Genomic DNA, 21,442 nt, shown 5'->3' with positions numbered 1-21,442 from the left:
GGGCGACTCCTAGGCGGTGACAGGAACATGGCACTGGGTACGGCGACAGACCCGTACGAGCTGCGGTTCGACACCGGGCGGATCTGCCTGGACCTCCTCGTCACCACCCACCCCGTCGAACGGCTCGCCTCCACGGCGGCGCTGCGCGCCTGGATCACCGGCTCCGGACTCGTCCCGCCGGGCACGTCCCTGGCCCACGCCGACGCCTCCTGGCTGGCCGGTTTCCGTGAACTGCGCTGCCGGATCGCCCTCCTGGTGCGCACCCGCGTCCCACACCCCACCGGACCCGCCGCCCCCGCCGGACCCGCCGCCCCCGGGCCCTACGACCTCGCCCTCGCCCGGGTCAACGACCTGGCCCTCGCCGCGCCCCCGGCCCCCCGCGCGGTGCGCGGCGAGGACGGGACACTGGTGCGGGAACTGACCGCGCCGCCGGAGTGCGCCGCACTGCTCGGCGCCCTCGCCCGGGACGCCGTGGACCTGCTCACCGACCCCGTCGCCCGGGCGCGCCTGAGGCAGTGCGAGGGCGACAACTGCCCCATCGTGTACGTCGACACGTCCCGGGGGCGACGCCGGCGCTGGTGCTCCAGCGAGGTCTGCGGCAACCGCGAGCGCGTCGCCCGGCACCGCCGCCGCGCCGCCCTCGCCCGCTGAGGCCGGCGGGACGCCCCACGCCGCCGGGGCGGGTTCCGCCGGACCACCCGTGGCCTCCCGGCCCCCCTTCGCGTACGGTTGACGGCTGCCCAGCACGTCAGAAGGGGGCCCGGTGGCCGCACAGGCACAACAGGATTCGGCGGTCGACACGGTGCACGACTCCGCACGTGACTCCGCGCACGACTCCGTACACGAATCCGTACGGAATTCCGCGCACGACCCCGCGCACGATTCCGTGCGCGACCCCGCACGCGACTCCGTGCGCGACCGGGAGATCCGCGGGGAGCAGGCGCACCTGGACCGGGTGTACCGCCGCCTGGAGGAGAAGATCCACGAGGCGGAGTTCCTCATGGAGGACGCCGCCCGGCGCGGCCAGGTCGGCACACCCGGCGCGCTCGCCGAGCGCGACGCCCAGGTCTTCCGGGCCGGCATCCACCTCAACCGCCTGAACAACGAGTTCGAGGACTTCCTCTTCGGCCGCATCGACCTGCTCCCCGGCAAGGACGGCAAGAAGGGCCCCGACGGCGCCTACACGGCCGTGGAGCCCGCCGAGGGCGCCATACGGCCCGACGACACCGCCGACATCGCCGAGACCCTGCACATCGGCCGCATCGGCGTCCTGGACGAGGACTACACGCCGCTGGTCATCGACTGGCGGGCGCCCGCCGCCGCGCCCTTCTACCGCTCCACGCCGGTCGACCCCGGCCGGGTCGTGCGCCGCCGGGTCATCCGCTCCAAGGGGCGGCGCGTCCTCGGCGTCGAGGACGACCTGATGCGGCCCGGGATCACGGCACGCCTGGACGGCGAGGAACTGGCCGTCATCGGCGACGGCGCCCTGATGGCCGCCCTCGGCCAGGCCCGCACCCACTCCATGCGGGACATCGTCGCCTCCATCCAGGCCGAGCAGGACCTGGTGATCCGCGCCCCCGCCGCCTCCGTGACGTACGTCGAGGGCGGTCCCGGCACCGGCAAGACCGCCGTCGCCCTGCACCGCGCGGCCTACCTGCTCTACCAGGACCGGCGCCGGTACGCGGGCGGCATCCTGATCGTCTCGCCGACCCCGCTGCTCGTGGCCTACACCGAGGGCGTGCTGCCCTCCCTGGGCGAGGAGGGGCAGGTCGCCATCCGCGCCATCGGCTCGCTCGTCGACGGCGCCGAGGCCACGCTGTACGACTCCCCGGCCGTCGCCCGTGCCAAGGGCTCCTCGCGGATGCTCAGGGTGCTGCGCAAGGCCGCGCGCGGGGCGCTGGAGCCGGACGGCTCGCCGACGCTGCTGCGGGTCGTCGCCTTCGGCCGGCGCCTCGAACTGGACGCCGGGGAGCTCGCCGCCGTCCGCCGCACCGTCCTCGGCGGCACGGCGCCCGTCAACCTGCTGCGCCCCCGCGCCCGCCGGCTGCTCCTGGACGCCCTGTGGGCCAAGTCCGGCGCCGCCGGCCGCCACAGCGACCCCGAGCTCGCCGCCGAGCTGCGGTCCTCCTTCGACGAGGACGTCACCTCCGAGGACTCCTTCCTCGCCTTCCTGGACGCCTGGTGGCCGGAGCTGACGCCCGGGGCCGTGCTGGAGGCCATGGGGGACGAGAAGCGCCTGGGCCGCTGGGCCCGGCGGATCCTCAACCCCGGCGAGATCCGCAAGGTGGCCCGGTCGCTGCGCCGCGAGGGTCACTCCGTGCACGACATCGCCCTGCTCGACGAGCTCCAGGCCGTCCTCGGCACCCCGGCCCGCCCCCGCAAGCGGCGCGAGCTGGACCCGCTGGACCAGCTCACCGGCCTGGAGGAGCTGATGCCGCAGCGCGAGGAGACGCAGCGGGAGCGCGCCGAGCGCCTCGCGCAGGAGCGCACCGAGTACGCGCACGTCATCGTGGACGAGGCGCAGGACCTCACGCCCATGCAGTGGCGGATGGTCGGCCGCCGCGGCCGGCACGCCACGTGGACCGTCGTCGGCGACCCGGCGCAGTCCTCCTGGTCCGACCCCGACGAGGCGGCGGCGGCCCGCGACGAGGCCCTGGGCTCCCGTCCCCGGCGCCGCTTCGAGCTCACCGTGAACTACCGCAACCCGGCCGAGATCGCCGAGCTGGCCGCCAGGGTGCTCGCCCTCGCCATGCCGGGCGCCGAGGCGCCGGCGGCCGTCCGCTCCACCGGCGTCGAGCCGCGCTTCGCCGTCGCCGGGGACTCCCCGGCCGGCACCGTCCGGGCGGAGGCGGCCAGGCTGCTGGGCCTCGTCGACGGCACCGTCGGCGTCGTCGTCGCCATGAACCGCCGCGAGGAGGCCCGCCGCTGGCTCGCCGGGCTCGGCGACCGCGTGGTGGCGCTGGGCAGCCTGGAGGCCAAGGGCCTGGAGTACGACGCGACCGTCGTCGTCTCCCCGGCCGAGATCGCGGACGAGTCACCGGCCGGGCTGCGCGTGCTCTACGTCGCCCTGACCCGGGCGACCCAGCAGCTGACGATCGTCTCCGGCGACCGGGACGAGCCGGACGCCGCCGGGGTGCCGGACCTGCTGCGCGACTGAGGGACCCGGACACGGCGAGAGGCCCGCACCGTCGTCGGACGGTGCGGGCCTCTCGCGGTGTTGCGTCTGAGTGACACCGACCCGCCATGCTCGCCTCGCGGCAAGTGGTCGCTCGTAGCGACGAAGGTTGGGCCCGGGGGCTTGGATCGGGCCGGTGCCACATCCACGGTAACAAACGATCCCCGCGGGACCATTCCCGTCCCGCGAGTTCTTTTCCCGGCCGCCCCTCGGCCGCCCCGCGACCGCTCCCCGGCCGCTCCCCGGCCGCTCCCCGGCCGCTCCCCGGCCTGGGCCACGGGCCGGGCCCCGTGGCCCGGGAACCTCTTCCCCCGACGCCCAGCTTCTCGTATGGTGGAAACAGTTTTCCGAAAGTGATCGTCCTTCGGCAGGACGGAGCGCGAACAAAAAGTTCGCAATCCGGGGCGGCTACCACGTACGCGGTGGTAGGTGCGACGATCGGACGGCACAACACGCGACACGGTGAAAGCAGAGGAAGTCGGCCATGGCAACGGCGCCCAGCGTCTCCTACTCGATGACCATCCGGTTGGAGGTGCCCGCGAGCGGAACGGCCGTCTCGCAGCTCACCACCGCCGTGGAGTCCTCCGGCGGCTCGGTCACCGGCCTCGACGTCACCGCGTCCGGGCACGACAAGCTCCGCATCGACGTCACCATCGCGGCCGGCTCCACCTCCCACGCCGACGAGATCGTCGAGCAGCTCCGCGGCATCGAGGGCGTCGTCCTCGGCAAGGTCTCCGACCGTACGTTCCTGATGCACCTCGGCGGCAAGATCGAGATGGCGTCGAAGCACCCCATCCGCAACCGTGACGACCTGTCCATGGTCTACACGCCCGGCGTGGCCCGCGTCTGCATGGCCATCGCCGAGAACCCCGAGGACGCCCGGCGCCTGACCATCAAGCGCAACTCCGTCGCGGTCGTGACGGACGGCTCGGCGGTGCTGGGCCTCGGCAACATCGGCCCGAAGGCCGCGCTGCCGGTCATGGAGGGCAAGGCGGCCCTGTTCAAGCGGTTCGCCGGCATCGACGCCTGGCCGATCTGCCTGGACACCCAGGACGCCGACGCGATCGTCGAGATCGTCAAGGCCATCGCCCCGGGCTTCGCCGGCATCAACCTGGAGGACATCTCCGCGCCGCGCTGCTTCGAGATCGAGGCCCGGCTGCGCGAGGCCCTCGACATCCCCGTCTTCCACGACGACCAGCACGGCACCGCCATCGTCGTCCTCGCCGCCCTCACCAACGCCCTGCGCGTGGTGGGCAAGCCCATCGAGAACGTGCGCGTCGTCATGTCCGGCGCCGGCGCGGCCGGCACGGCCATCCTCAAGCTGCTGCTGGCCGCCGGCGTGAAGAACGCGGTCGTCGCCGACATCCACGGCGTCGTGCACGCCGGCCGCGCCGACCTCGTCGACGCCGCCCCGGAGTCGGCCCTGCGCTGGATCGCCGACAACACCAACCCCGAGGGCCTGACCGGCACGCTGAAGGAGGCGGTGCACGGCGCCGACGTCTTCATCGGCGTCTCCGCCCCCAACGTCCTGGACGGCGACGACGTGGCCGCCATGGCCGACGACGCGATCGTGTTCGCGCTCGCGAACCCGGACCCCGAGGTCGACCCGGCGGTCGCCCGCCGGACGGCGGCCGTGGTGGCCACCGGCCGCTCCGACTTCCCGAACCAGATCAACAACGTGCTGGTCTTCCCGGGCGTCTTCCGCGGCCTGCTGGACGCCCAGTCCCGCACGGTCAACACCGAGATGATGCTGGCCGCCGCGAAGGCCCTCGCCGACGTGGTGACCGAGGACGAGATCAACCCGAACTACATCATCCCGAGCGTCTTCAACGACAAGGTCGCCGGTGCCGTCGCCGGTGCCGTCCGGGAGGCGGCGAAGGCCGCCGGAGTGACGGCGTAGGACCCGCCGAGGGGGGAAGCGGCGGCTCGCACCGGGGCTGTGAGGATCGCCACGGGGGGCCGCCGCGTCGGCGCGTCGCGGAACGGAGGCCCTCCGGCCGCCCTCTAGGGTGGCGCAAGGCCCGGGCCCCGGACATGACTCCCAAGAGTGTTCTCGCGACTCCTGAGGGGTGCCGGATTGGCATTACCGCCACCGGTGCAGGCAGGATGCCTCTCTGGGCGCGAGGGTCCGACGCCGGACCCGGGTGAGGGAACTGTCCGAGGGCCCTGGCAGCATCGGCTTTCGCTGTGCCTGAACATGCGGCTCCGCCGCGTGGCACGCGTCAACGGCAAGAAGAACACGGGAGTAACAACATGAACCGCAGTGAGCTGGTGGCCGCGCTGGCCGACCGCGCCGAGGTGACCCGCAAGGACGCCGACGCCGTGCTGGCCGCGTTCGCCGAGGTCGTCGGCGACATCGTCTCCAAGGGCGACGAGAAGGTCACCGTCCCCGGCTTCCTGACCTTCGAGCGCACGCACCGTGCCGCTCGCACCGCCCGCAACCCGCAGACCGGCGAGCCCATCCAGATCCCGGCCGGCTACAGCGTGAAGGTCTCCGCGGGCTCCAAGCTCAAGGAAGCCGCCAAGGGCAAGTAAGCGTTCGCGCTCCGCTTCGAGCGCCGGGTGACTGCGCCGGCCGTGCGTGCGGCCTGCGGGCCGGGCGTGGCTGGTCGCGCAGTTCCCCGCGCCCCTGACGGGGCGCTCGTCACATTGCCGATGGGGCGGTCACCCGAGACCGGGTGACCGCCCCATCGGCGTGTTCGCAGTAGTTATCCGAGGGCCTTGCCCGGCAGCTCCACCTTCGCGCCCAGTTCCACGAGCTTCTCCAGGAAGTTCTCGTAGCCCCGGTTGATCAGGTCGATGCCGTGGACCCGGGACGTGCCCTGGGCCGCGAGGGCGGCGATCAGGTACGAGAAGCCGCCGCGCAGGTCGGGGATGACCAGGTCGGCGCCCTCCAGCCGGGTCGGACCGGAGACGACCGCGGAGTGCAGGAAGTTGCGCTGGCCGAAGCGGCAGTCGGAGCCGCCCAGGCACTCGCGGTAGAGCTGGATGTGGGCGCCCATCTGGTTGAGCGCGGAGGTGAAGCCGAGCCGGGACTCGTAGACCGTCTCGTGGACGATGGACAGGCCCGTGGCCTGCGTCAGGGCGACCACCAGGGGCTGCTGCCAGTCCGTCTGGAAGCCCGGGTGCACGTCCGTCTCCAGGGCGATGGACTTCAGCTGCCCGCCCGGGTGCCAGAAACGGATGCCCTCGTCGTCGATCTCGAAGGCGCCGCCCACCTTCCGGAAGGTGTTCAGGAACGTCATCATCGACCGCTGCTGGGCGCCGCGGACGTAGACGTTGCCCTCGGTCGCCAGCGCCGCCGACGCCCAGGAGGCGGCCTCCAGGCGGTCCGACAGGGCGCGGTGGGTGTAGCCGCCCAGCTCGTCCACGCCCGTGACGCGGATCGTGCGGTCGGTGTCCATCGCGATGATCGCGCCCATTTTCTGCAGGACGCAGATCAGGTCCTCGATCTCCGGCTCCACGGCCGCGTTGGACAGCTCGGTGACGCCCTCGGCGAGCACCGCCGTCAGCAGCACCTGCTCGGTCGCGCCGACGGACGGGTACGGCAGCCTGATCTTGGTGCCGCGCAGCCGCTGCGGGGCCTCCAGGTACTGGCCGTCCGCACGCTTCTCGATCCTCGCGCCGAACTGCCGCAGCACCTCGAAGTGGAAGTCGATGGGCCGGCCGCCGATGTCGCAGCCGCCCAGGCCCGGGATGAACGCGTGGCCGAGGCGGTGCAGCAGCGGGCCGCAGAACAGGATCGGGATGCGCGACGAACCCGCGTGGGCGTCGATGTCGGCGACGTTCGCGCTCTCCACGTGGGAGGGGTCGAGGACCAGCTCGCCGGGCTCCTCGCCCGGGCGGACGGTCACCCCGTGCAGCTGCAGCAGCCCGCGTACGACCCGCACGTCGCGGATGTCCGGCACATTGCGCAGCCGGCTCGGCGCACTGCCCAGCAGGGCGGCCACCATGGCCTTCGGCACGAGGTTCTTCGCCCCGCGGACCCGGATCTCGCCCTCCAGCGGGGTTCCGCCGTGGACAAGCAGTACGTCATCAGCGCCGTTGACGGTCATGAATCTCGCGTTCCGTGGGTGGGGGGCAGGGGCCAGAAGGGAAAGGGTAGTCGCCCCGGACACCCCTTCCGTAAGCCCGAGGCGGGTCCGGCGGCCCCGGGATGTGTCACAACACGAACCGTTCACCGGCGGGCACGTGCCGTCACCGCGCCGGGGTGTGCGCGGGCGCGCGTTCACCCCCGTGCCCCCGATTGCCTCCCCACGGAGGGGGAACATGCGGGATCATGTCAGGCATGACCGAGGTGTCCTCGCTCACGGGGCGGCTGCTCGTGGCAACGCCCGCCCTGGCGGACCCGAACTTCGAGCGTGCGGTGGTGCTCCTCCTCGACCACGACGAGGAGGGCTCCCTCGGTGTCGTCCTCAACCGCCCCACCCCCGTCGACGTGGGCGACATCCTGGACGGCTGGGCGGCCCTCGCCGGCGAGCCCGGCGTCGTCTTCCAGGGCGGCCCGGTCTCGCTGGACTCGGCCCTCGGCGTCGCCGTCGTCCCCGGCGCCGCGGCCGGCGAGGCGGCCCCGCTGGGCTGGCGGCGGGTGCACGGCGCGATCGGCCTGGTCGACCTGGAGGCACCGCCGGAGCTGCTGGCCCCCGCCGTCGGCGCGCTGCGCATCTTCGCCGGGTACGCCGGCTGGGGCCCCGGCCAGCTGGAGGCCGAGCTGACGGAGGGCGCCTGGTACGTGGTGGAGTCCGAGCCGGGCGACGTCTCCTGCCCCGACCCCGCAAGACTCTGGCGTGAGGTCCTGCGCCGCCAGCGCAGCGAGCTGGCGATGGTGGCGACGTACCCGGACGACCCTTCGCTCAACTGAAGCGTGTGAGCTTCAGTACCCTTGGCCTTTATGAGCACTCTCGAGCCCGAGCGCGGGACTGGTACGGGGACCCTCGTAGAGCCGACGCCGCAGGTGTCCCACGGTGACGGTGACCACGAGCGCTTCGCCCATTACGTCCAGAAGGACAAGATCATGGCGAGCGCCCTCGAAGGCACGCCCGTCGTGGCGCTGTGCGGCAAGGTCTGGGTACCGGGCCGCGACCCGAAGAAGTACCCGGTGTGCCCCATGTGCAAGGAGATCTACGAGTCCATGGGCGCCGGCGGCGACCAGGGCAAGGGCGGCGACAAGAAGTAGGAACCCCGGCAGGCCGGATTCCCGCGGCCCCGGAGCGTGCCCGCGCGCGCTCCGGGGCCGCGCCCGTCACACGCCCCGGCGGGCGGCGTTCCCCGCGGGGGCGGGGGATGGCAGCATCACGGTGATGACGCACACCGAGACGCACCCCGAGTCGCCCGACGGGACACCCGCCGAGGCTTCCGCCGGCCTGATCCCGGCTCCGCGCGCCGTCGAAGGCCCCCTGGGCGGCGGTGTCCCGCTCGACCGGGACACCACCCTGTGGGCCGCTCCCGGTACGGAGACCACGGAACGCTGGCTGCGCGCCGCGCTCGGCGCCGCCTTCGCGCTGCCGCTGCGGCCGGCGGCGCGGGACACCGTCGGCGTACGGCTGCTGCTGGACGACGCGCTGGAGCCGGAGGCGTACCGGCTGAGCGCGACCCGCGACGGGGGTGTCGAGATCCGCGGCGGCGGCCCCGCCGGCGTCTTCTGGGGTGCCCAGACCCTGCGGCAGCTCCTCGGCCCCGAGGCGTTCCGCCGGGCGCCCGTGCGGCCCCGCCCCGCCCCCGCGGTCCCGTACCAGGTCGTCGAGGACGCGCCCCGCTTCCGCTGGCGCGGCCTGATGCTGGACGTCGCCCGGCACTTCATGCCCAAGGACGGCGTCCTGCGGTACCTGGACCTGATGGCCGCCCACAAGCTCAACGTCCTGCACTGGCACCTGACGGACGACCAGGGCTGGCGGATCGAGATCAGGCGGTACCCGAGGCTCACCGAGACCGGATCCTGGCGGGCGCGCACCAAGTACGGCCACCGCGCCTCGCCGCTGTGGGAGGACAAGCCGCACGGCGGTTTCTACACCCAGGACGACATCCGGGAGATCGTCGCCTACGCCGCCGAACGGCACATCACCGTCGTCCCCGAGATCGACGTGCCCGGGCACTCGCAGGCCGCCATCGCCGCCTACCCGGAACTCGGCAACACCGACGTCGTCGACACCGCCTCGCTCACCGTCTGGGACACCTGGGGGGTGAACGAGAACGTCCTCGCCCCGGCCGACGGGACCCTGCGCTTCTACGAGGGCGTGTTCGAGGAGGTCCTCGACCTCTTCCCCTCGGAGTTCGTCCACATCGGCGGCGACGAGTGCCCCAAGGAGCAGTGGCGGCGCTCCCCGGCCGCCCAGGCCCGCATCGGGGAACTCGGACTCGCCGGCGAGGACGGACTCCAGGCATGGTTCGTCAAGCACTTCGACCGGTGGCTGACCGCGCGCGGACGCAGGCTCATCGGCTGGGACGAGATCCTGGAGGGCGGACTGGCCGAGGGCGCGGCCGTGTCGTCCTGGCGCGGGTACGCCGGCGGGGTAGCCGCCGCGCGCGCGGGACACGACGTGGTCATGTGCCCCGAGCAGCAGGTGTACCTGGACCACCGGCAGGACGCGGGCGAGGACGAGCCCGTGCCGATCGGGTACGTGCGCACCCTGGAGGACGTCTACCGGTTCGAGCCGGTTCCGCCGGAGCTGACGGCGGGCGAGGCCGCGCACGTGCTCGGCACCCAGGCGAACGTGTGGACCGAGGTGATGGAGGACCAGGCCCGGGTGGACTACCAGGTCTTCCCGAGGCTCGCCGCCTTCGCCGAGGTCGCCTGGAGCGCCCTGCCCGCCCCGGAGGAACGGGACTTCGCCGGCTTCGAGCGGCGCATGGCCGCCCACTACCGGCGCCTCGACGCCCTGGGTGTCGCCTACCGGCCGCCCGCCGGCCCCCTGCCCTGGCAGCGGCGCCCCGGCGTGCTCGGCCGGCCGATCGACGGGCCGCCGCCGGACAAGTGACGGTCGGCGTGCGGCGCGTGGCGGGCGGCGAGCGTCAAGTGACGGCCGGCAGAAGGCAAGCGGCAGACGACAAGCGAGAAAAAAGCTCCGGAACACCACCGAAGAGGGACAACTCCCGCACATCGCCGGTCAATGGCGATCCGGTGCGAAACGCCCCATCCCGCCGACGAGACGGGCGAATGCCTCCTAGCGGACCCCCGCGTCCGGGCCCTGCGAAGATGTGCCAGAGTTGCCACGTCCGCCCTGTCAGGTCGTACCGTACGGCAGCACGGGCGGGACCAGGTGGGACAGCGGGAAGGGGCAGTCGGTTTGACCACGCACGCACCGCAGGCGGCGCAGGCCGTCACGCTGCCCACGACTCTGGACGAGGCCGTGGCGGCGCTCGCCGCCATGCCCGCCGCCGTGCCGGTGGCGGGCGGCACCGACCTGATGGCCGCCGTCAACTCCGGTCAGCTCAGGCCCGCCGCGCTGGTCGGCCTCGGCCGCATCAGCGAGATCCGCGGCTGGCAGTACCAGGACGGCCACGCCCTGCTCGGCGCCGGACTCACCCACGCCCGCATGGGCCGCCCCGACTTCGCCGCCCTCATCCCGGCGCTCGCCGCCGCCGCGCGCGCCGCCGGCCCGCCGCACATCCGCAACGCGGGCACCCTGGGCGGCAACATCGCCTCCGCCGCCCCCACCGGGGACGCGCTCCCCGTGCTGGCCGCGCTGGAGGCGACCCTGATCATCGCGGGCCCGGGCGGGGCCCGCCGGGAGATGCCGGTCTCGCACCTGCTGGCCGGCATGGAGATGCTCCGCGCGGGCGAGCTCATCGGCTACGTGCGCGTGCCGCTGCTGCACGCGCCGCAGGTCTTCCTCAAGGCGACCGGCCGCACCGGGCCGGGCCGGGCGACGGCCTCCGTGTCCCTGGTCCTGGACCCCGCCCGGCGCGGGGTGCGCTGCGCGGTCGGCGCCATCGCGCCGATGCCGCTGCGGCCCCTGGAGGCCGAGCAGTGGGTGGCCTCGCTCATCGACTGGGACAACGGCCGCGCGATCGTCCCGGAGGCGCTGCACGCCTTCGGCGAGTACGTCGCCGCCGCCTGCGTCCCCGACGCGGCCCCGGACGGGGACGGTTCCGTGCCGCAGCTCCCGCCCGCCGTACTGCACCTGCGGCGCACCGTCGCCGCACTGGCCCGACGAGCACTGGGGAGGGCGCTGTCGTGACCGACGACCAGCACGGACAGGGCACGTCCCGGGGCGGCGGACGCTGGGACCCGCTGACCCAGGGCGACTACGACGACGGCGCCACCGCCTTCGTACAGCTTCCCGAGGGCGGCGTCGACGCGCTGCCGGCCTCCTCCGACAGCCCGCTCGCCGCACCCGGGCACGGCTATGTGCCGCCGCAGATCACGGTCGCGCCCGCCACGACCGCCGGGACGGACCCGGCGGCCACCGGCAGCTGGACGATGCCGTCCGCCCCGGCCGACGGCACGCAGTGGCACGCCCCGGAGACCGGGACGCGGCACGACGACGGGCAGCACGCCCCGGGGGCGGGCCACGAGCACGCCGGGTACGCGCAGCAGGACCCCTACGGCCAGGCCGCGGGGTACGACGTCCACGCCGGGCAGGACGACCGGTTCGCCCACCGGCCCGGCGCCACCGGCCAGTGGGACTTCTCCGGCGCCGCCGGCACGGACGGCACGGACGGTACGGCGGGGCAGCAGGCATCCGGCCACGACGTGACGGGGCAGTGGTCCGTCCCGGTCGCCGGCGGCGAACTCCCGGACGAGTCGGGCGAGTACAGTCCGTCGTCGCTGACCGGGCAGTGGGGCGGCACCGCACCGGCCACCCTGCCCGGCGGCGCCCCGGCCCCCTGGGCGGCCCAGCCGGCCGCACCCTCCTGGGAGCAGCGGACGGACCACGCGCACCAGCCCGGCGACGCGACCGCACCGGGGACGCCGCAGGCGCACCCGGCCGGTGACGCGTCCGCCACGGGAACGGCGCAGGCGCACCCGGCCGGTGACGAGACCGACGCCCGGACGGAACAGGCGCCTCGGCCCGATGACCCGTCCACCACCGGCATCCCGCACGCGCACCCCTCCGGCGACGGGACCGCTGCCGGGGCTTCGCACGTACCGGTACCCGGGGCCTCTCCCGAGCCGGCGGCCGACGCCCGGCCGGAGGCGCCCGCGGAGGCCGTCGGCACGACGTCCCCGGCACCGTCGGCGGACGAGACGGTGACCGGTGACACGGAAGAGACCGAAGAGACCGAAGAGGCCGAAGAGGCCCCTGTGGGCGCCGCGGAGCCGTCGTCGGAGACGTCCGCCGGCGAGGAGCCGGAGCCCGGGCCGGAGGACGCCGAGAAGCCGTCGGCGGCCTCGGAACCGGTCACGGAACCGGTCACGGACGCGGACCCGTCGTCGGCGACCGAGCCCGTGACGCGGGACGACACCGGCCCGGAACACCCCGCGGACCCCGGCGCCCCCGCCGAGGACGCCCCGGGCGAGCCGGCCCCCGCCGAGGAGGCCCCGGCTCCGGAGCCCGTTCCGGCCGTGCCGCACGAGGAACGTCCCCTCGCCTCGTACGTGCTCCGCGTCAACGACGCCGACCGCCCTGTCACCGACGCCTGGATCGGCGAGTCCCTGCTGTACGTGCTGCGCGAGCGGCTCGGCCTCGCCGGCGCCAAGGACGGCTGCTCGCAGGGCGAGTGCGGGGCCTGCAACGTCCAGGTCGACGGCCGGCTGGTCGCCTCCTGCCTGGTCCCGGCCGTCACCGCCGCCGGCAGCGAGGTGCGCACCGTCGAGGGCCTGGCCGTCGACGGCCGGCCGTCGGACGTGCAGCGGGCCCTCGCCCGGTGCGGCGCGGTGCAGTGCGGTTTCTGCGTGCCCGGCATGGCGATGACCGTGCACAACCTCCTGGAGGGCAACCCGGCGCCGACCGAACTGGAGGCCCGGCAGGCCCTGTGCGGCAACCTGTGCCGCTGCTCCGGCTACCGGGGCGTCCTGGAGGCGGTCAAGGAGGTCGTCGCCGAGCGCGAGGCGCACGCCGCCGCCGACGCGGAGAGCGACGAGCCCCGCATTCCGCACCAGGCGGGCCCGGGTGCCGGAGGCGTCAACCCGTCGGCGTTCGAGTCCAAGGGCCCGCCCGCCCCGCACGACCAGACCTACGGAGGCCGGTCCTACGGGGATCAGGCCTACGACGGCCAGGCCTACGACGGCCAGGCCTACGACGGCCAGGCCTACGACGGCCGGGCTTACGGCGACCAGCCCTACGACACCCCCTCGCACCACGGCGACCAGCCGTACGACGACCCGCCGTACGGCGACCACCCCCACGGCCAGGACGGAGGCCACGCGTGACCGACGAAGCCGCCACCGCCGAGGCCGTGGGAACGGCGGGCGTCCCCGTCGCCGAGCCGATCCCGCACGGCATCGGCGCCTCCCTGCCGCCCGCCGACGCCCGCGCCAAGACGGAGGGCACCTTCCCCTACGCCGCCGACCTGTGGGCCGAGGGCCTGCTGTGGGCCGCCGTCCTGCGCTCGCCGCACCCCCGCGCGCGCATCGTCTCCGTCGACACCCGCCACGCGCGCGAGATGCCCGGCGTCCGCGCCGTCGTCACCCACGAGGACGTGCCCGGCGCCGCGCTGCACGGACGGGGCCGTGCCGACCGCCCGGTCTTCGCCTCCGACGTCGTGCGCCACCACGGGGAGCCCATCGCCGCCGTCGCCGCCGACCACCCGGACACGGCGCGGATGGCCGCCGCCGCCGTCATCGTCGAGTACGAGGTGCTCGACCCGGTCACCGACCCCGAGCAGGCCTTCGAGGCCGAGCCGCTGCACCCCGACGGCAACCTGATCCGGCACATCCCGCTGCGCCACGGCGACCCGGAGGCGACCGGCGAGGTCATCGTGGAGGGCCAGTACCGGATCGGCCGCCAGGACCCTGCCCCCATCGGCGCCGAGGCCGGTCTCGCCGTACCGCGCCCGGACGGCGGCGTGGAGCTGTACCTGGCCTCCACCGACCCGCACACCGACCGCGACACGGCCGCCGCCGCCTTCGGCCTGGCACCCGAACAGGTGAAGGTCGTCGTCACCGGGGTGCCCGGCGCCACCGCCGACCGCGAGGACCAGGGTTTCCAGCTCCCGCTCGGCCTGCTGGCGCTGAAGACCGGCTGCCCGGTGAAACTGACCGCCACGCGCGAGGAGTCCTTCCTCGGCCACGCCCACCGCCACCCCACCCTCCTGCGCTACCGCCACCACGCGGACGCCGAGGGCCGCCTGGTGAAGGTCGAGGCGCAGATCCTGCTCGACGCGGGCGCCTACGCCGACACCTCCTCCGACGCGCTCGCCGCCGCCGTCGCCTTCGCCTGCGGCCCCTACGTCGTCCCGAACGCCTTCGTCGAGGGCTGGGCGGTGCGCACCAACAACCCGCCGTCGGGCCACGTCCGCGGCGAGGGCGCCATGCAGGTGTGCGCGGCGTACGAGGCGCAGATGGACAAGATCGCCAAGAAGCTGGGGCTGGACCCGGCCGAGGTGCGCCTGCGCAACGTCATGGCCACCGGCGACGTCCTGCCCACCGGCCAGGCGGTGACCTGTCCGGCGCCCGTCGCCGAACTCCTGCGGGCCGTCCGCGACTTCCCGCTCCCCGCCCTGCCCAAGGACACGCCCGAGGACGAGTGGCTGCTGCCCGGCGGTCCCGAGGGCGCGGGCGAACCGGGCGCGGTGCGCCGCGGCGTCGGCTACGGCATCGGCATGGTGCACATGCTCGGCGCGGAGGGCGCGGACGAGGTCTCCACGGCCACCGTGAAGGTCCAGGACGGTGTGGCGACGGTGCTGTGCGCGGCCGTCGAGACCGGCCAGGGGTTCTCCACGCTCGCCCGGCAGATCGTGCAGGAGACCCTCGGCGTCGACGAGGTGCACGTGGCGCCCGTCGACACCGACCAGCCCCCGGCCGGCGCCGGCTGCCGCGGACGCCACACCTGGGTGTCGGGCGGCGCGGTGGAACGCGCGGCCAAGATGGTCCGCACCCAGCTCCTCCAGCCGCTGGCCCACCAGTTCGGGATGTCGACCGAGCTGCTCCAGATCGCCGACGGCAAGATCACCTCGTACGACGGCGTGCTGTCGACGACGGTCGCGGAGGCGTTCGCGGGCAAGGAGCTGTGGGCCACCGCCCAGTGCCGGCCGCACCCGACCGAGCCGCTGGACGAGGCGGGCCAGGGCGACGCCTTCGTCGGCATGTCCTTCTGCGCGATCCGCGCGGTGGTGGACGTCGACGTCGAGATCGGCTCGGTACGGGTCGTGGAGCTGGCCGTCGCCCAGGACGTGGGCCGCGTGCTGAACCCGGCCCAGCTCGCCGCCCGCATCGAGGCGGGCGTCACCCAGGGCGTCGGCATCGCGCTGACGGAGAACCTGCGCACCCCGCGCGGCCTGGTCCGCCACCCCGACCTGACCGGCTACGCCCTCCCGACCGCCCTCGACGCCCCGGACATCCGGATCGTGAAGCTCGTGGAGGAACGCGACGTGGTCGCGCCCTTCGGCGCCAAGGCGGTCAGCGCGGTCCCGGTGGTGGCCTCCCCGGCGGCCGTCGCCTCCGCCGTGCGCGCGGCCACGGGCCGCCCGGTGAACCGCCTCCCGATCCGCCCCCAGGCGGCGGTCGCCACCGCCTGAACGTCCGCCCGCGCGCCGCCGGGAGGGGGCGTTGTCAGTGGCGGGCCGTAAGGTCGTGGGCAGTGGGAACGGCCGCCGAGGCCCGGTGCCCGGGCATGGTGCCCGGTGCGCCGGCGTGCGGCCGCCGTGCCCGCCCGGGGAGGACGTCACACATGGGGGGACCATGAGCATCACCCTGACCGAGGACCAGCTGGACCCGTACGTCACGCACGAGCCGTCGCGCTCCTGGCTGACCGGCCCCGGACTTCCGGACACGAGCGGCCTGCTGACCTGCGCGGCGCTGCGGCGGGACGGGCTGGTGCGGCTGGCCGACACGCTGGGCGACTTCGAGGGCCGGCTCGCGAAGGAGCTGCGCGACCGGCTGGTCCTGGGCGAACTGCTGACCCACGACGGCACGGCGGCCGACCTGATACTCCTGGACGGCACGACGGGCGAGGTCTCCACGACGTGCGCCCTTCCCGACCGCCCCGACCTGATGGACAGCGAACCGCTCGCGCCCTCGCTGCGCACGCTGACCGAGTTCGCCACGGCCGTGGACGAACTGGCGGACCTGCGCGGCCGGTTCGCCGACTACGCGCACCGGTACGGCCCCCGGGCGGCCGCGGAGGCGTCCCGCCGGCTGCTCGCGCTCTTCGAGGAGGACCCGGAGGGCGGTGAGCCGGCGCCCCTGTGGAAGATGGCGGCCCTGATCCGCCCGCTCGCCCTGGTGGCCGCGCCGGGCAGCCGCTCCGGCCTGGCCCTCGACCTTCCGCCCCGCCTCCTGGACGACGAGTTCGGCGCGGGCGACGTCGTCCGCTTCGAGGAGGTCGACTTCCCCGCCGCCCTCACCCACGAGCCGACCCGCCGCTTCCTGCGCGAGGTGGGCCTGCCGGAGGACGGCCTGTGGTTCTCCCTGGACGCGGAGGTGCCGCTGCCGACGCTGGAGGAGTACTGGGCCGACGACCCGCGTGCCGACCCCCTCCCGCCCGGCTCGGACCGGCTGATACGCCTCGGGTACCTGCTGGAGGACGCCAGCCTGGTCGTCGACGGCGCGACCGGTGCGGTGCTCTGCTGGAGCGAGGCCGAGGAGACGCTCCGCCCGCTGAACGCCGACCTCTCCACGCTGGCGTTCACCCTGTGGCTCGTCCACCGCGAGCGGGCCCTCGACGCGGAGCACGACCTCTCCTACGCCTACGAGCAGCTCGCCGACACCATGACCCGCACCCTGGCGGCGGTGGACCCGGCGGCCTGCGCCCCGTCCGCCACCGGCACCCACCCGTCGCACGACGGATGGCCGGACGACGGCCGGCGGTACTGGCCCACCGTGTTCGACGACGCCGCGGGCGGCGGCCTGTGCGCATGACGCCGCCCGCCCGAAGGCCGCGGTCGTACGACCGAGGTCCCGCTCCCGCCCCCTCTTCTGCCAGGCGTCAACGGCGGGTGCGGACCTTACCCTGGCGACCATGACCGTCCCTGACCCGCGTGACACCCGCGACACCGAAGTCGCGGACCCCGCCGTCCCCGATCCGGCCGCCGCCCCCGCCGGCACCGTGCTGAGCCGCGCCTACCGGGCGCTGAGCGTCGGCGTCGTCTCCGTCGTCGTGCTGATCGCCTTCGAGGCGACGGCGGTCGGCACGGCGATGCCGGTGGCGGCGCGGGAGCTGGACGGGGTGTCGCTGTACGCGTTCGCGTTCTCCGGGTACTTCACGACCAGCCTGTTCGGCATGGTGCTCTCCGGCCAGTGGTCCGACCGGCGGGGCCCGCTGGCGCCGCTGACCGGCGGGATCGCCGCCTTCGCGGCCGGGCTGGTGCTGTCCGGGACGGCGGGGGCGATGTGGCTGTTCATCCTCGGCCGGGCGGTGCAGGGCCTCGGCGGAGGACTGGTGATCGTCGCGCTGTACGTCGTGGTCGGGCGGGCCTACCCGGAGCGGCTGCGGCCCGCGATCATGGCGGCGTTCGCGGCGGGCTGGGTCGTGCCCTCGGTCGTCGGACCGCTGGCCTCCGGCGCCGTCACCGAACACCTGGGCTGGCGGTGGGTGTTCCTCGGCATCCCGGCGCTGGTGGTGCTCCCGCTGGTGCTCGCCCTGCCCCAGATACGCAGCCGGGCGGCGGGCCCGGTGAAGGGGGAGAACGGCGAGGAGGCACCGGCCTCCTTCGACGGCCGCCGCATCCGCCTCGCCCTCGGCATCTCCGTGGGCGCCGGCCTCCTCCAGTACGCCGCCCAGGATCTGCGCTGGATCTCCCTGCTCCCCGGCGCGGCGGGGCTGGCCCTGCTCGTCCCGGCCGTCCTCGGACTGCTCCCGCGCGGCACCTACCGGGCGGCCCGCGGCCTGCCCTCCGTCGTCCTGCTGCGCGGGCTCGCCGCCGGGTCCTTCATCGCCGCCGAGTCCTTCGTGCCGCTGATGCTGGTCACCCAGCGCGGACTCAGCCCGACACTGGCCGGCCTCTCGCTGGCGGCGGGCGGCGCGACCTGGGCGACGGGCTCCTGGCTCCAGTCCCGCGCCCGCATGGAACCGTACCGGGACCGGCTGATGACGGTGGGCATGCTGCTGGTCGCGGCGGCCATCGCCACCGCCCCGAGCGTGCTGATCGACGCCGTGCCCGTCTGGACGGTCGCCGTCGCCTGGGGTTTCGGCTGTCTCGGCATGGGCCTGGTGATCTCCTCCACCAGCGTGCTCCTGCTCCAGCTCTCCGCCCCCGAGGAGGCGGGCACCAACTCCGCCGCCCTGCAGATCTCCGACGGCCTGTCCAACGTGCTCCTGCTGGCCGCGGGCGGAGCCGCCTTCGCGGCCCTCGGCGGCGGCACGGTCTCCCACGCCGCCACGGAGGCCGCCGGTTCCCACCCGGCCGCCTTCGCCGCGGTCTTCCTGCCGATGGCGGGCGTCGCCCTGCTGGGGGCGTGGGTGACGACGCGGGTGCGGACGATAACCGAGTAGTACCACAATGGCCCCACTTGTGGTACGATGGTGGTATGGCTATGAACCTTCGTCTGCGCGACGACCAGCAGGAGGCGCTCAAGCTGCGTGCCGAGGAGGAGGGGCGCAGCATGCACGCCATAGTGCTTCAGGCGATCGACCGGTATCTGGAGCAGGAGGCGGACCGGGCCACGGTGCGTCGTCTCGGGGCGAAGTACGCGGCGGCTCACGCCGACCTGCTGCGGAGGCTGGGGGAGTAGATGAAGTACCTCACGGTCCAGGAAGTCCTGGACCTGGCCGAGCTGGCGTGTGGGGGGCAGGAGGTCGCCGTGCGCGACCTGGGTCTGCTCAGTTCTGCCGTGCATCGTCCGCAGTCCCAGATGTTCGGCGTGGAGGCGTACTCGGACCTGTTCGAGAAGGCTGCTGCGCTCCTCCAGTCGCTGGCGATCAACCGCCCCCTGGTGGACGGAAACAAGCGCATGGCGTGGATGTCCACGGTCGTCTTCCTCGACTTCAACGGCACGGAGATGATCGGCGTCGATCAGGACGACGCGTACAAGCTCGTCGTCGAGGTGGCGTCGGGCAGCCTGGAGGACGTGGGGATGATCGCTCGGCGTTTGAGAGCTCTGCACGAGTCGATGTGACCTCGGTCCCACCCGGGGGTGACCCGACCCGGCGGGCGCGGCGGTCGCGTCGCGCCGCCGGTAGGGTGGCCCGGTTGTCATACGTGGCCGAGCCGTACTACCCCCTTCGGAGACCGTGACTACCGCCGCCAGCCCCAGTACCTCGCACCACCTGTCCCCGGCCTTCCCCGGCCGTGCCCCGTGGGGCACCGCCGGCAAGCTGCGGGCCTGGCAGCAGGGGGCGATGGAGAAGTACCTCCAGGAGCAGCCCCGGGACTTCCTGGCGGTCGCCACCCCGGGCGCCGGCAAGACGACGTTCGCCCTGACGCTGGCGTCCTGGCTGCTGCACCACCACGTCGTGCAGCAGGTGACCGTCGTCGCGCCGACCGAGCACCTGAAGAAGCAGTGGGCCGAGGCCGCGGCGCGGATAGGCATCAGGCTGGATCCCGAGTACAGCGCCGGCCCGCTCAGCCGCGAGTACCAGGGCGTCGCCGTCACCTACGCCGGCGTCGGCGTGCGCCCCATGCTGCACCGCAACCGCGTCGAGCAGCGCAAGACCCTGGTCATCCTCGACGAGATCCACCACGCCGGTGACTCCAAGTCCTGGGGCGAGGCCTGTCTGGAGGCGTTCGAGCCGGCCACCCGGCGCCTCGCGCTGACCGGCACGCCCTTCCGCTCCGACACCAACCCGATCCCCTTCGTCACGTACGAGGAGGGCGACGACGGCATCCGCCGCTCCGCCGCCGACTACACCTACGGCTACGGTTCCGCGCTCGCCGACGGCGTCGTGCGTCCCGTCATCTTCATGAGCTACAGCGGCAACATGCGCTGGCGCACCAAGGCCGGCGACGAGGTCGCCGCCCGGCTCGGCGAGCCGATGACCAAGGACGCCGTCAGCCAGGCCTGGCGCACCGCGCTGGACCCGCGCGGCGAGTGGATGCCGGCCGTGCTGCGCGCCGCCGACCAGCGGCTGACCGAGGTCAGGCGGGCCATCCCGGACGCCGGCGCCCTCGTCATCGCCGCCGACCAGGACTCCGCCCGCGCCTACGCCAAGCTGATCCGGGAGATCACCGGCACCAAGGCCACCCTGGTCCTGTCCGACGACGTCGGCGCCTCCAAGAACATCGACACGTTCAGCAACGGCACCGACCGGTGGATGGTCGCCGTCCGCATGGTGTCCGAGGGCGTCGACGTGCCCCGCCTCGCGGTCGGTGTGTACGCCACCACCATCTCCACCCCGCTCTTCTTCGCCCAGGCCGTCGGCCGCTTCGTGCGTTCCCGGCGCCGCGGCGAGACCGCCTCCGTCTTCCTGCCGACCGTGCCCGACCTGCTCACCTTCGCGAGCGAGATGGAGCGCGAGCGCGACCACGTCCTCGACAGGCCCAAGAAGCAGGGCGAGGAGGACCCGTACGCCGAGTCCGAGAAGGAGATGGACGAGGCGAACAGGCAGCAGGACGAGGACACCGGCGAGCAGGACATGCTGCCCTTCGAGGCGCTGGAGTCCGACGCCGTCTTCGACCGGGTCATGTACAACGGCGCCGAGTTCGGCATGCAGGCCCACCCGGGCAGCGAGGAGGAGCAGGACTACCTCGGCATCCCCGGACTGCTGGAGCCCGACCAGGTGCAGCTGCTGCTGCAGAAGCGGCAGGCCCGGCAGATCGCCCACAGCCGCAAGAAGCCCGACGACGAGGCCGACCTGCTCGAACTGCCCGCCGAGCGGCGCCCGGTCGTCTCCCACAAGGAGCTGATGGAGCTGCGCAAGCAGCTCAACACCATGGTCGGCGCCTACGTCCACCAGAGCGGCAAGCCGCACGGCGTCATCCACACCGAACTGCGCCGCGTGTGCGGCGGCCCGCCCAGCGCCGAGGCCACCGCCGGGCAGCTGCGCCAGCGCATCGCCAAGGTGCAGGAGTGGGCGACGCGCATGAAGTGACACGGGGGTGCGCGGACGCCACGCAGTGTGCGGTGCGTACCGGGGCAAACACGGACGGTTCCCTCGGGGTGGCGACCGGATTCTGGACGGAGCCTTCCGCTGAGCGGACCGGCTCGCTACTGTCCCGCTACGCACACGCCCCGTGGCAGCGCCGCCGCGGAGCGCAGCCGTGAAGCGACTGGGCCCGGCACAGGACCGG

General features: G+C 74.0%; 16 protein-coding genes. 15 read left to right on the top strand and 1 reads right to left on the bottom strand.

Features of this window, described 5'->3' with window-relative positions:
- The first annotated feature begins 27 nt into the window (after positions 1 to 27).
- The 4 genes from ACFYOJ_RS24120 to ACFYOJ_RS24105 all read left to right on the top strand — a co-directional run bounded on the left by ACFYOJ_RS24120 (position 28) and on the right by ACFYOJ_RS24105 (position 5,710).
- Complete coding sequence (locus tag ACFYOJ_RS24120; RefSeq protein ID WP_356556950.1) at positions 28 to 651, top strand: ABATE domain-containing protein; 624 nt, start codon at positions 28 to 30, stop codon at positions 649 to 651.
- A gap of 235 nt (positions 652 to 886) precedes the next feature.
- Positions 887 to 3,157 carry a UvrD-helicase domain-containing protein gene (locus ACFYOJ_RS24115; protein ID WP_356556951.1) on the top strand — a complete coding sequence of 757 codons (2,271 nt, stop codon included), beginning with the start codon at positions 887 to 889 and terminating at the stop codon, positions 3,155 to 3,157.
- A gap of 502 nt (positions 3,158 to 3,659) precedes the next feature.
- Complete coding sequence (locus ACFYOJ_RS24110) at positions 3,660 to 5,075, top strand: NAD-dependent malic enzyme (RefSeq protein ID WP_356556952.1); 1,416 nt, start codon at positions 3,660 to 3,662, stop codon at positions 5,073 to 5,075.
- Positions 5,076 to 5,428: 353 nt separating this feature from the next.
- On the top strand, positions 5,429 to 5,710 hold the full coding sequence (locus ACFYOJ_RS24105) for an HU family DNA-binding protein (RefSeq protein ID WP_004987462.1): 282 nt from the start codon (positions 5,429 to 5,431) through the stop codon (positions 5,708 to 5,710).
- Between the two features lie 173 nt (positions 5,711 to 5,883).
- Here ACFYOJ_RS24105 and murA read toward each other — a convergent pair whose 3' ends face one another.
- Entirely contained in the window at positions 5,884 to 7,230 is a 1,347-nt protein-coding gene (murA, locus tag ACFYOJ_RS24100; RefSeq protein WP_356556953.1) for a UDP-N-acetylglucosamine 1-carboxyvinyltransferase, read from the bottom strand.
- A gap of 233 nt (positions 7,231 to 7,463) precedes the next feature.
- Here murA and ACFYOJ_RS24095 point away from each other — a divergent pair, with 233 nt between their 5' ends.
- From ACFYOJ_RS24095 to ACFYOJ_RS24045, 11 genes are all read left to right on the top strand, one after another.
- On the top strand, positions 7,464 to 8,036 hold the full coding sequence (locus ACFYOJ_RS24095; RefSeq protein ID WP_356556954.1) for a YqgE/AlgH family protein: 573 nt from the start codon (positions 7,464 to 7,466) through the stop codon (positions 8,034 to 8,036).
- Positions 8,037 to 8,066: 30 nt separating this feature from the next.
- Positions 8,067 to 8,351, top strand: a complete 285-nt coding sequence (locus ACFYOJ_RS24090; RefSeq protein ID WP_356556955.1) for a DUF3039 domain-containing protein — start codon at positions 8,067 to 8,069, stop codon at positions 8,349 to 8,351.
- A gap of 124 nt (positions 8,352 to 8,475) precedes the next feature.
- Positions 8,476 to 10,149 carry a beta-N-acetylhexosaminidase gene (locus tag ACFYOJ_RS24085; protein ID WP_388597783.1) on the top strand — a complete coding sequence of 558 codons (1,674 nt, stop codon included), beginning with the start codon at positions 8,476 to 8,478 and terminating at the stop codon, positions 10,147 to 10,149.
- A gap of 309 nt (positions 10,150 to 10,458) precedes the next feature.
- Complete coding sequence (locus ACFYOJ_RS24080; protein ID WP_356558227.1) at positions 10,459 to 11,352, top strand: FAD binding domain-containing protein; 894 nt, start codon at positions 10,459 to 10,461, stop codon at positions 11,350 to 11,352.
- Positions 11,349 to 13,487 (top strand): 2Fe-2S iron-sulfur cluster-binding protein, encoded by a 2,139-nt coding sequence (locus ACFYOJ_RS24075; RefSeq protein ID WP_356558228.1) that lies wholly within the window; start codon positions 11,349 to 11,351, stop codon positions 13,485 to 13,487. Before ACFYOJ_RS24080 ends, ACFYOJ_RS24075 begins: the two co-directional genes overlap by 4 nt.
- Entirely contained in the window at positions 13,484 to 15,793 is a 2,310-nt protein-coding gene (locus tag ACFYOJ_RS24070; protein ID WP_356558229.1) for a molybdopterin cofactor-binding domain-containing protein, read from the top strand. Before ACFYOJ_RS24075 ends, ACFYOJ_RS24070 begins: the two co-directional genes overlap by 4 nt.
- A gap of 163 nt (positions 15,794 to 15,956) precedes the next feature.
- Positions 15,957 to 17,135: an SUKH-4 family immunity protein gene (locus ACFYOJ_RS24065; protein WP_356558230.1), complete on the top strand. Its 1,179-nt coding sequence runs from the start codon at positions 15,957 to 15,959 to the stop codon at positions 17,133 to 17,135.
- Positions 17,136 to 17,235: 100 nt separating this feature from the next.
- Positions 17,236 to 18,708, top strand: coding sequence for an MFS transporter (locus tag ACFYOJ_RS24060; RefSeq protein WP_356558231.1), 1,473 nt, complete (start codon positions 17,236 to 17,238; stop codon positions 18,706 to 18,708).
- 41 nt (positions 18,709 to 18,749) lie between these two features.
- A complete protein-coding gene (locus tag ACFYOJ_RS24055; RefSeq protein ID WP_031478308.1) occupies positions 18,750 to 18,947 on the top strand; it encodes an Arc family DNA-binding protein in 198 nt (65 codons plus the stop codon).
- Positions 18,948 to 19,331 carry a type II toxin-antitoxin system death-on-curing family toxin gene (locus tag ACFYOJ_RS24050; protein ID WP_356558232.1) on the top strand — a complete coding sequence of 128 codons (384 nt, stop codon included), beginning with the start codon at positions 18,948 to 18,950 and terminating at the stop codon, positions 19,329 to 19,331.
- A 115-nt stretch (positions 19,332 to 19,446) separates the two neighbouring features.
- Complete coding sequence (locus ACFYOJ_RS24045; protein WP_356558233.1) at positions 19,447 to 21,243, top strand: DEAD/DEAH box helicase; 1,797 nt, start codon at positions 19,447 to 19,449, stop codon at positions 21,241 to 21,243.
- Positions 21,244 to 21,442: the final 199 nt, after the last annotated feature.

The organism is Streptomyces sp. NPDC006384 (assembly GCF_042870695.1).
Taxonomy (GTDB): Bacteria; Actinomycetota; Actinomycetes; order Streptomycetales; family Streptomycetaceae; genus Streptomyces.
The sequence above is the reverse complement of the archived record's forward strand: the minus strand, read 5'-3'. Positions and strand labels throughout refer to the sequence as shown.

What these genes read in the sequence shown, in the direction of transcription:
- ACFYOJ_RS24120 (WP_356556950.1), top strand. Translation starts at nt 28, where the DNA reads ATGGCACTGGGTACGGCGACAGACCCGTACGAGCTGCGGTTCGACACC.
- ACFYOJ_RS24110 (WP_356556952.1), top strand. Translation starts at nt 3,660, where the DNA reads ATGGCAACGGCGCCCAGCGTCTCCTACTCGATGACCATCCGGTTGGAG.
- ACFYOJ_RS24105 (WP_004987462.1), top strand. Translation starts at nt 5,429, where the DNA reads ATGAACCGCAGTGAGCTGGTGGCCGCGCTGGCCGACCGCGCCGAGGTG.
- murA (WP_356556953.1), bottom strand. Translation starts at nt 7,230, where the DNA reads ATGACCGTCAACGGCGCTGATGACGTACTGCTTGTCCACGGCGGAACC.
- ACFYOJ_RS24095 (WP_356556954.1), top strand. Translation starts at nt 7,464, where the DNA reads ATGACCGAGGTGTCCTCGCTCACGGGGCGGCTGCTCGTGGCAACGCCC.
- ACFYOJ_RS24090 (WP_356556955.1), top strand. Translation starts at nt 8,067, where the DNA reads ATGAGCACTCTCGAGCCCGAGCGCGGGACTGGTACGGGGACCCTCGTA.
- ACFYOJ_RS24085 (WP_388597783.1), top strand. Translation starts at nt 8,476, where the DNA reads ATGACGCACACCGAGACGCACCCCGAGTCGCCCGACGGGACACCCGCC.
- ACFYOJ_RS24065 (WP_356558230.1), top strand. Translation starts at nt 15,957, where the DNA reads ATGAGCATCACCCTGACCGAGGACCAGCTGGACCCGTACGTCACGCAC.
- ACFYOJ_RS24060 (WP_356558231.1), top strand. Translation starts at nt 17,236, where the DNA reads ATGACCGTCCCTGACCCGCGTGACACCCGCGACACCGAAGTCGCGGAC.
- ACFYOJ_RS24055 (WP_031478308.1), top strand. Translation starts at nt 18,750, where the DNA reads ATGAACCTTCGTCTGCGCGACGACCAGCAGGAGGCGCTCAAGCTGCGT.
- ACFYOJ_RS24050 (WP_356558232.1), top strand. Translation starts at nt 18,948, where the DNA reads ATGAAGTACCTCACGGTCCAGGAAGTCCTGGACCTGGCCGAGCTGGCG.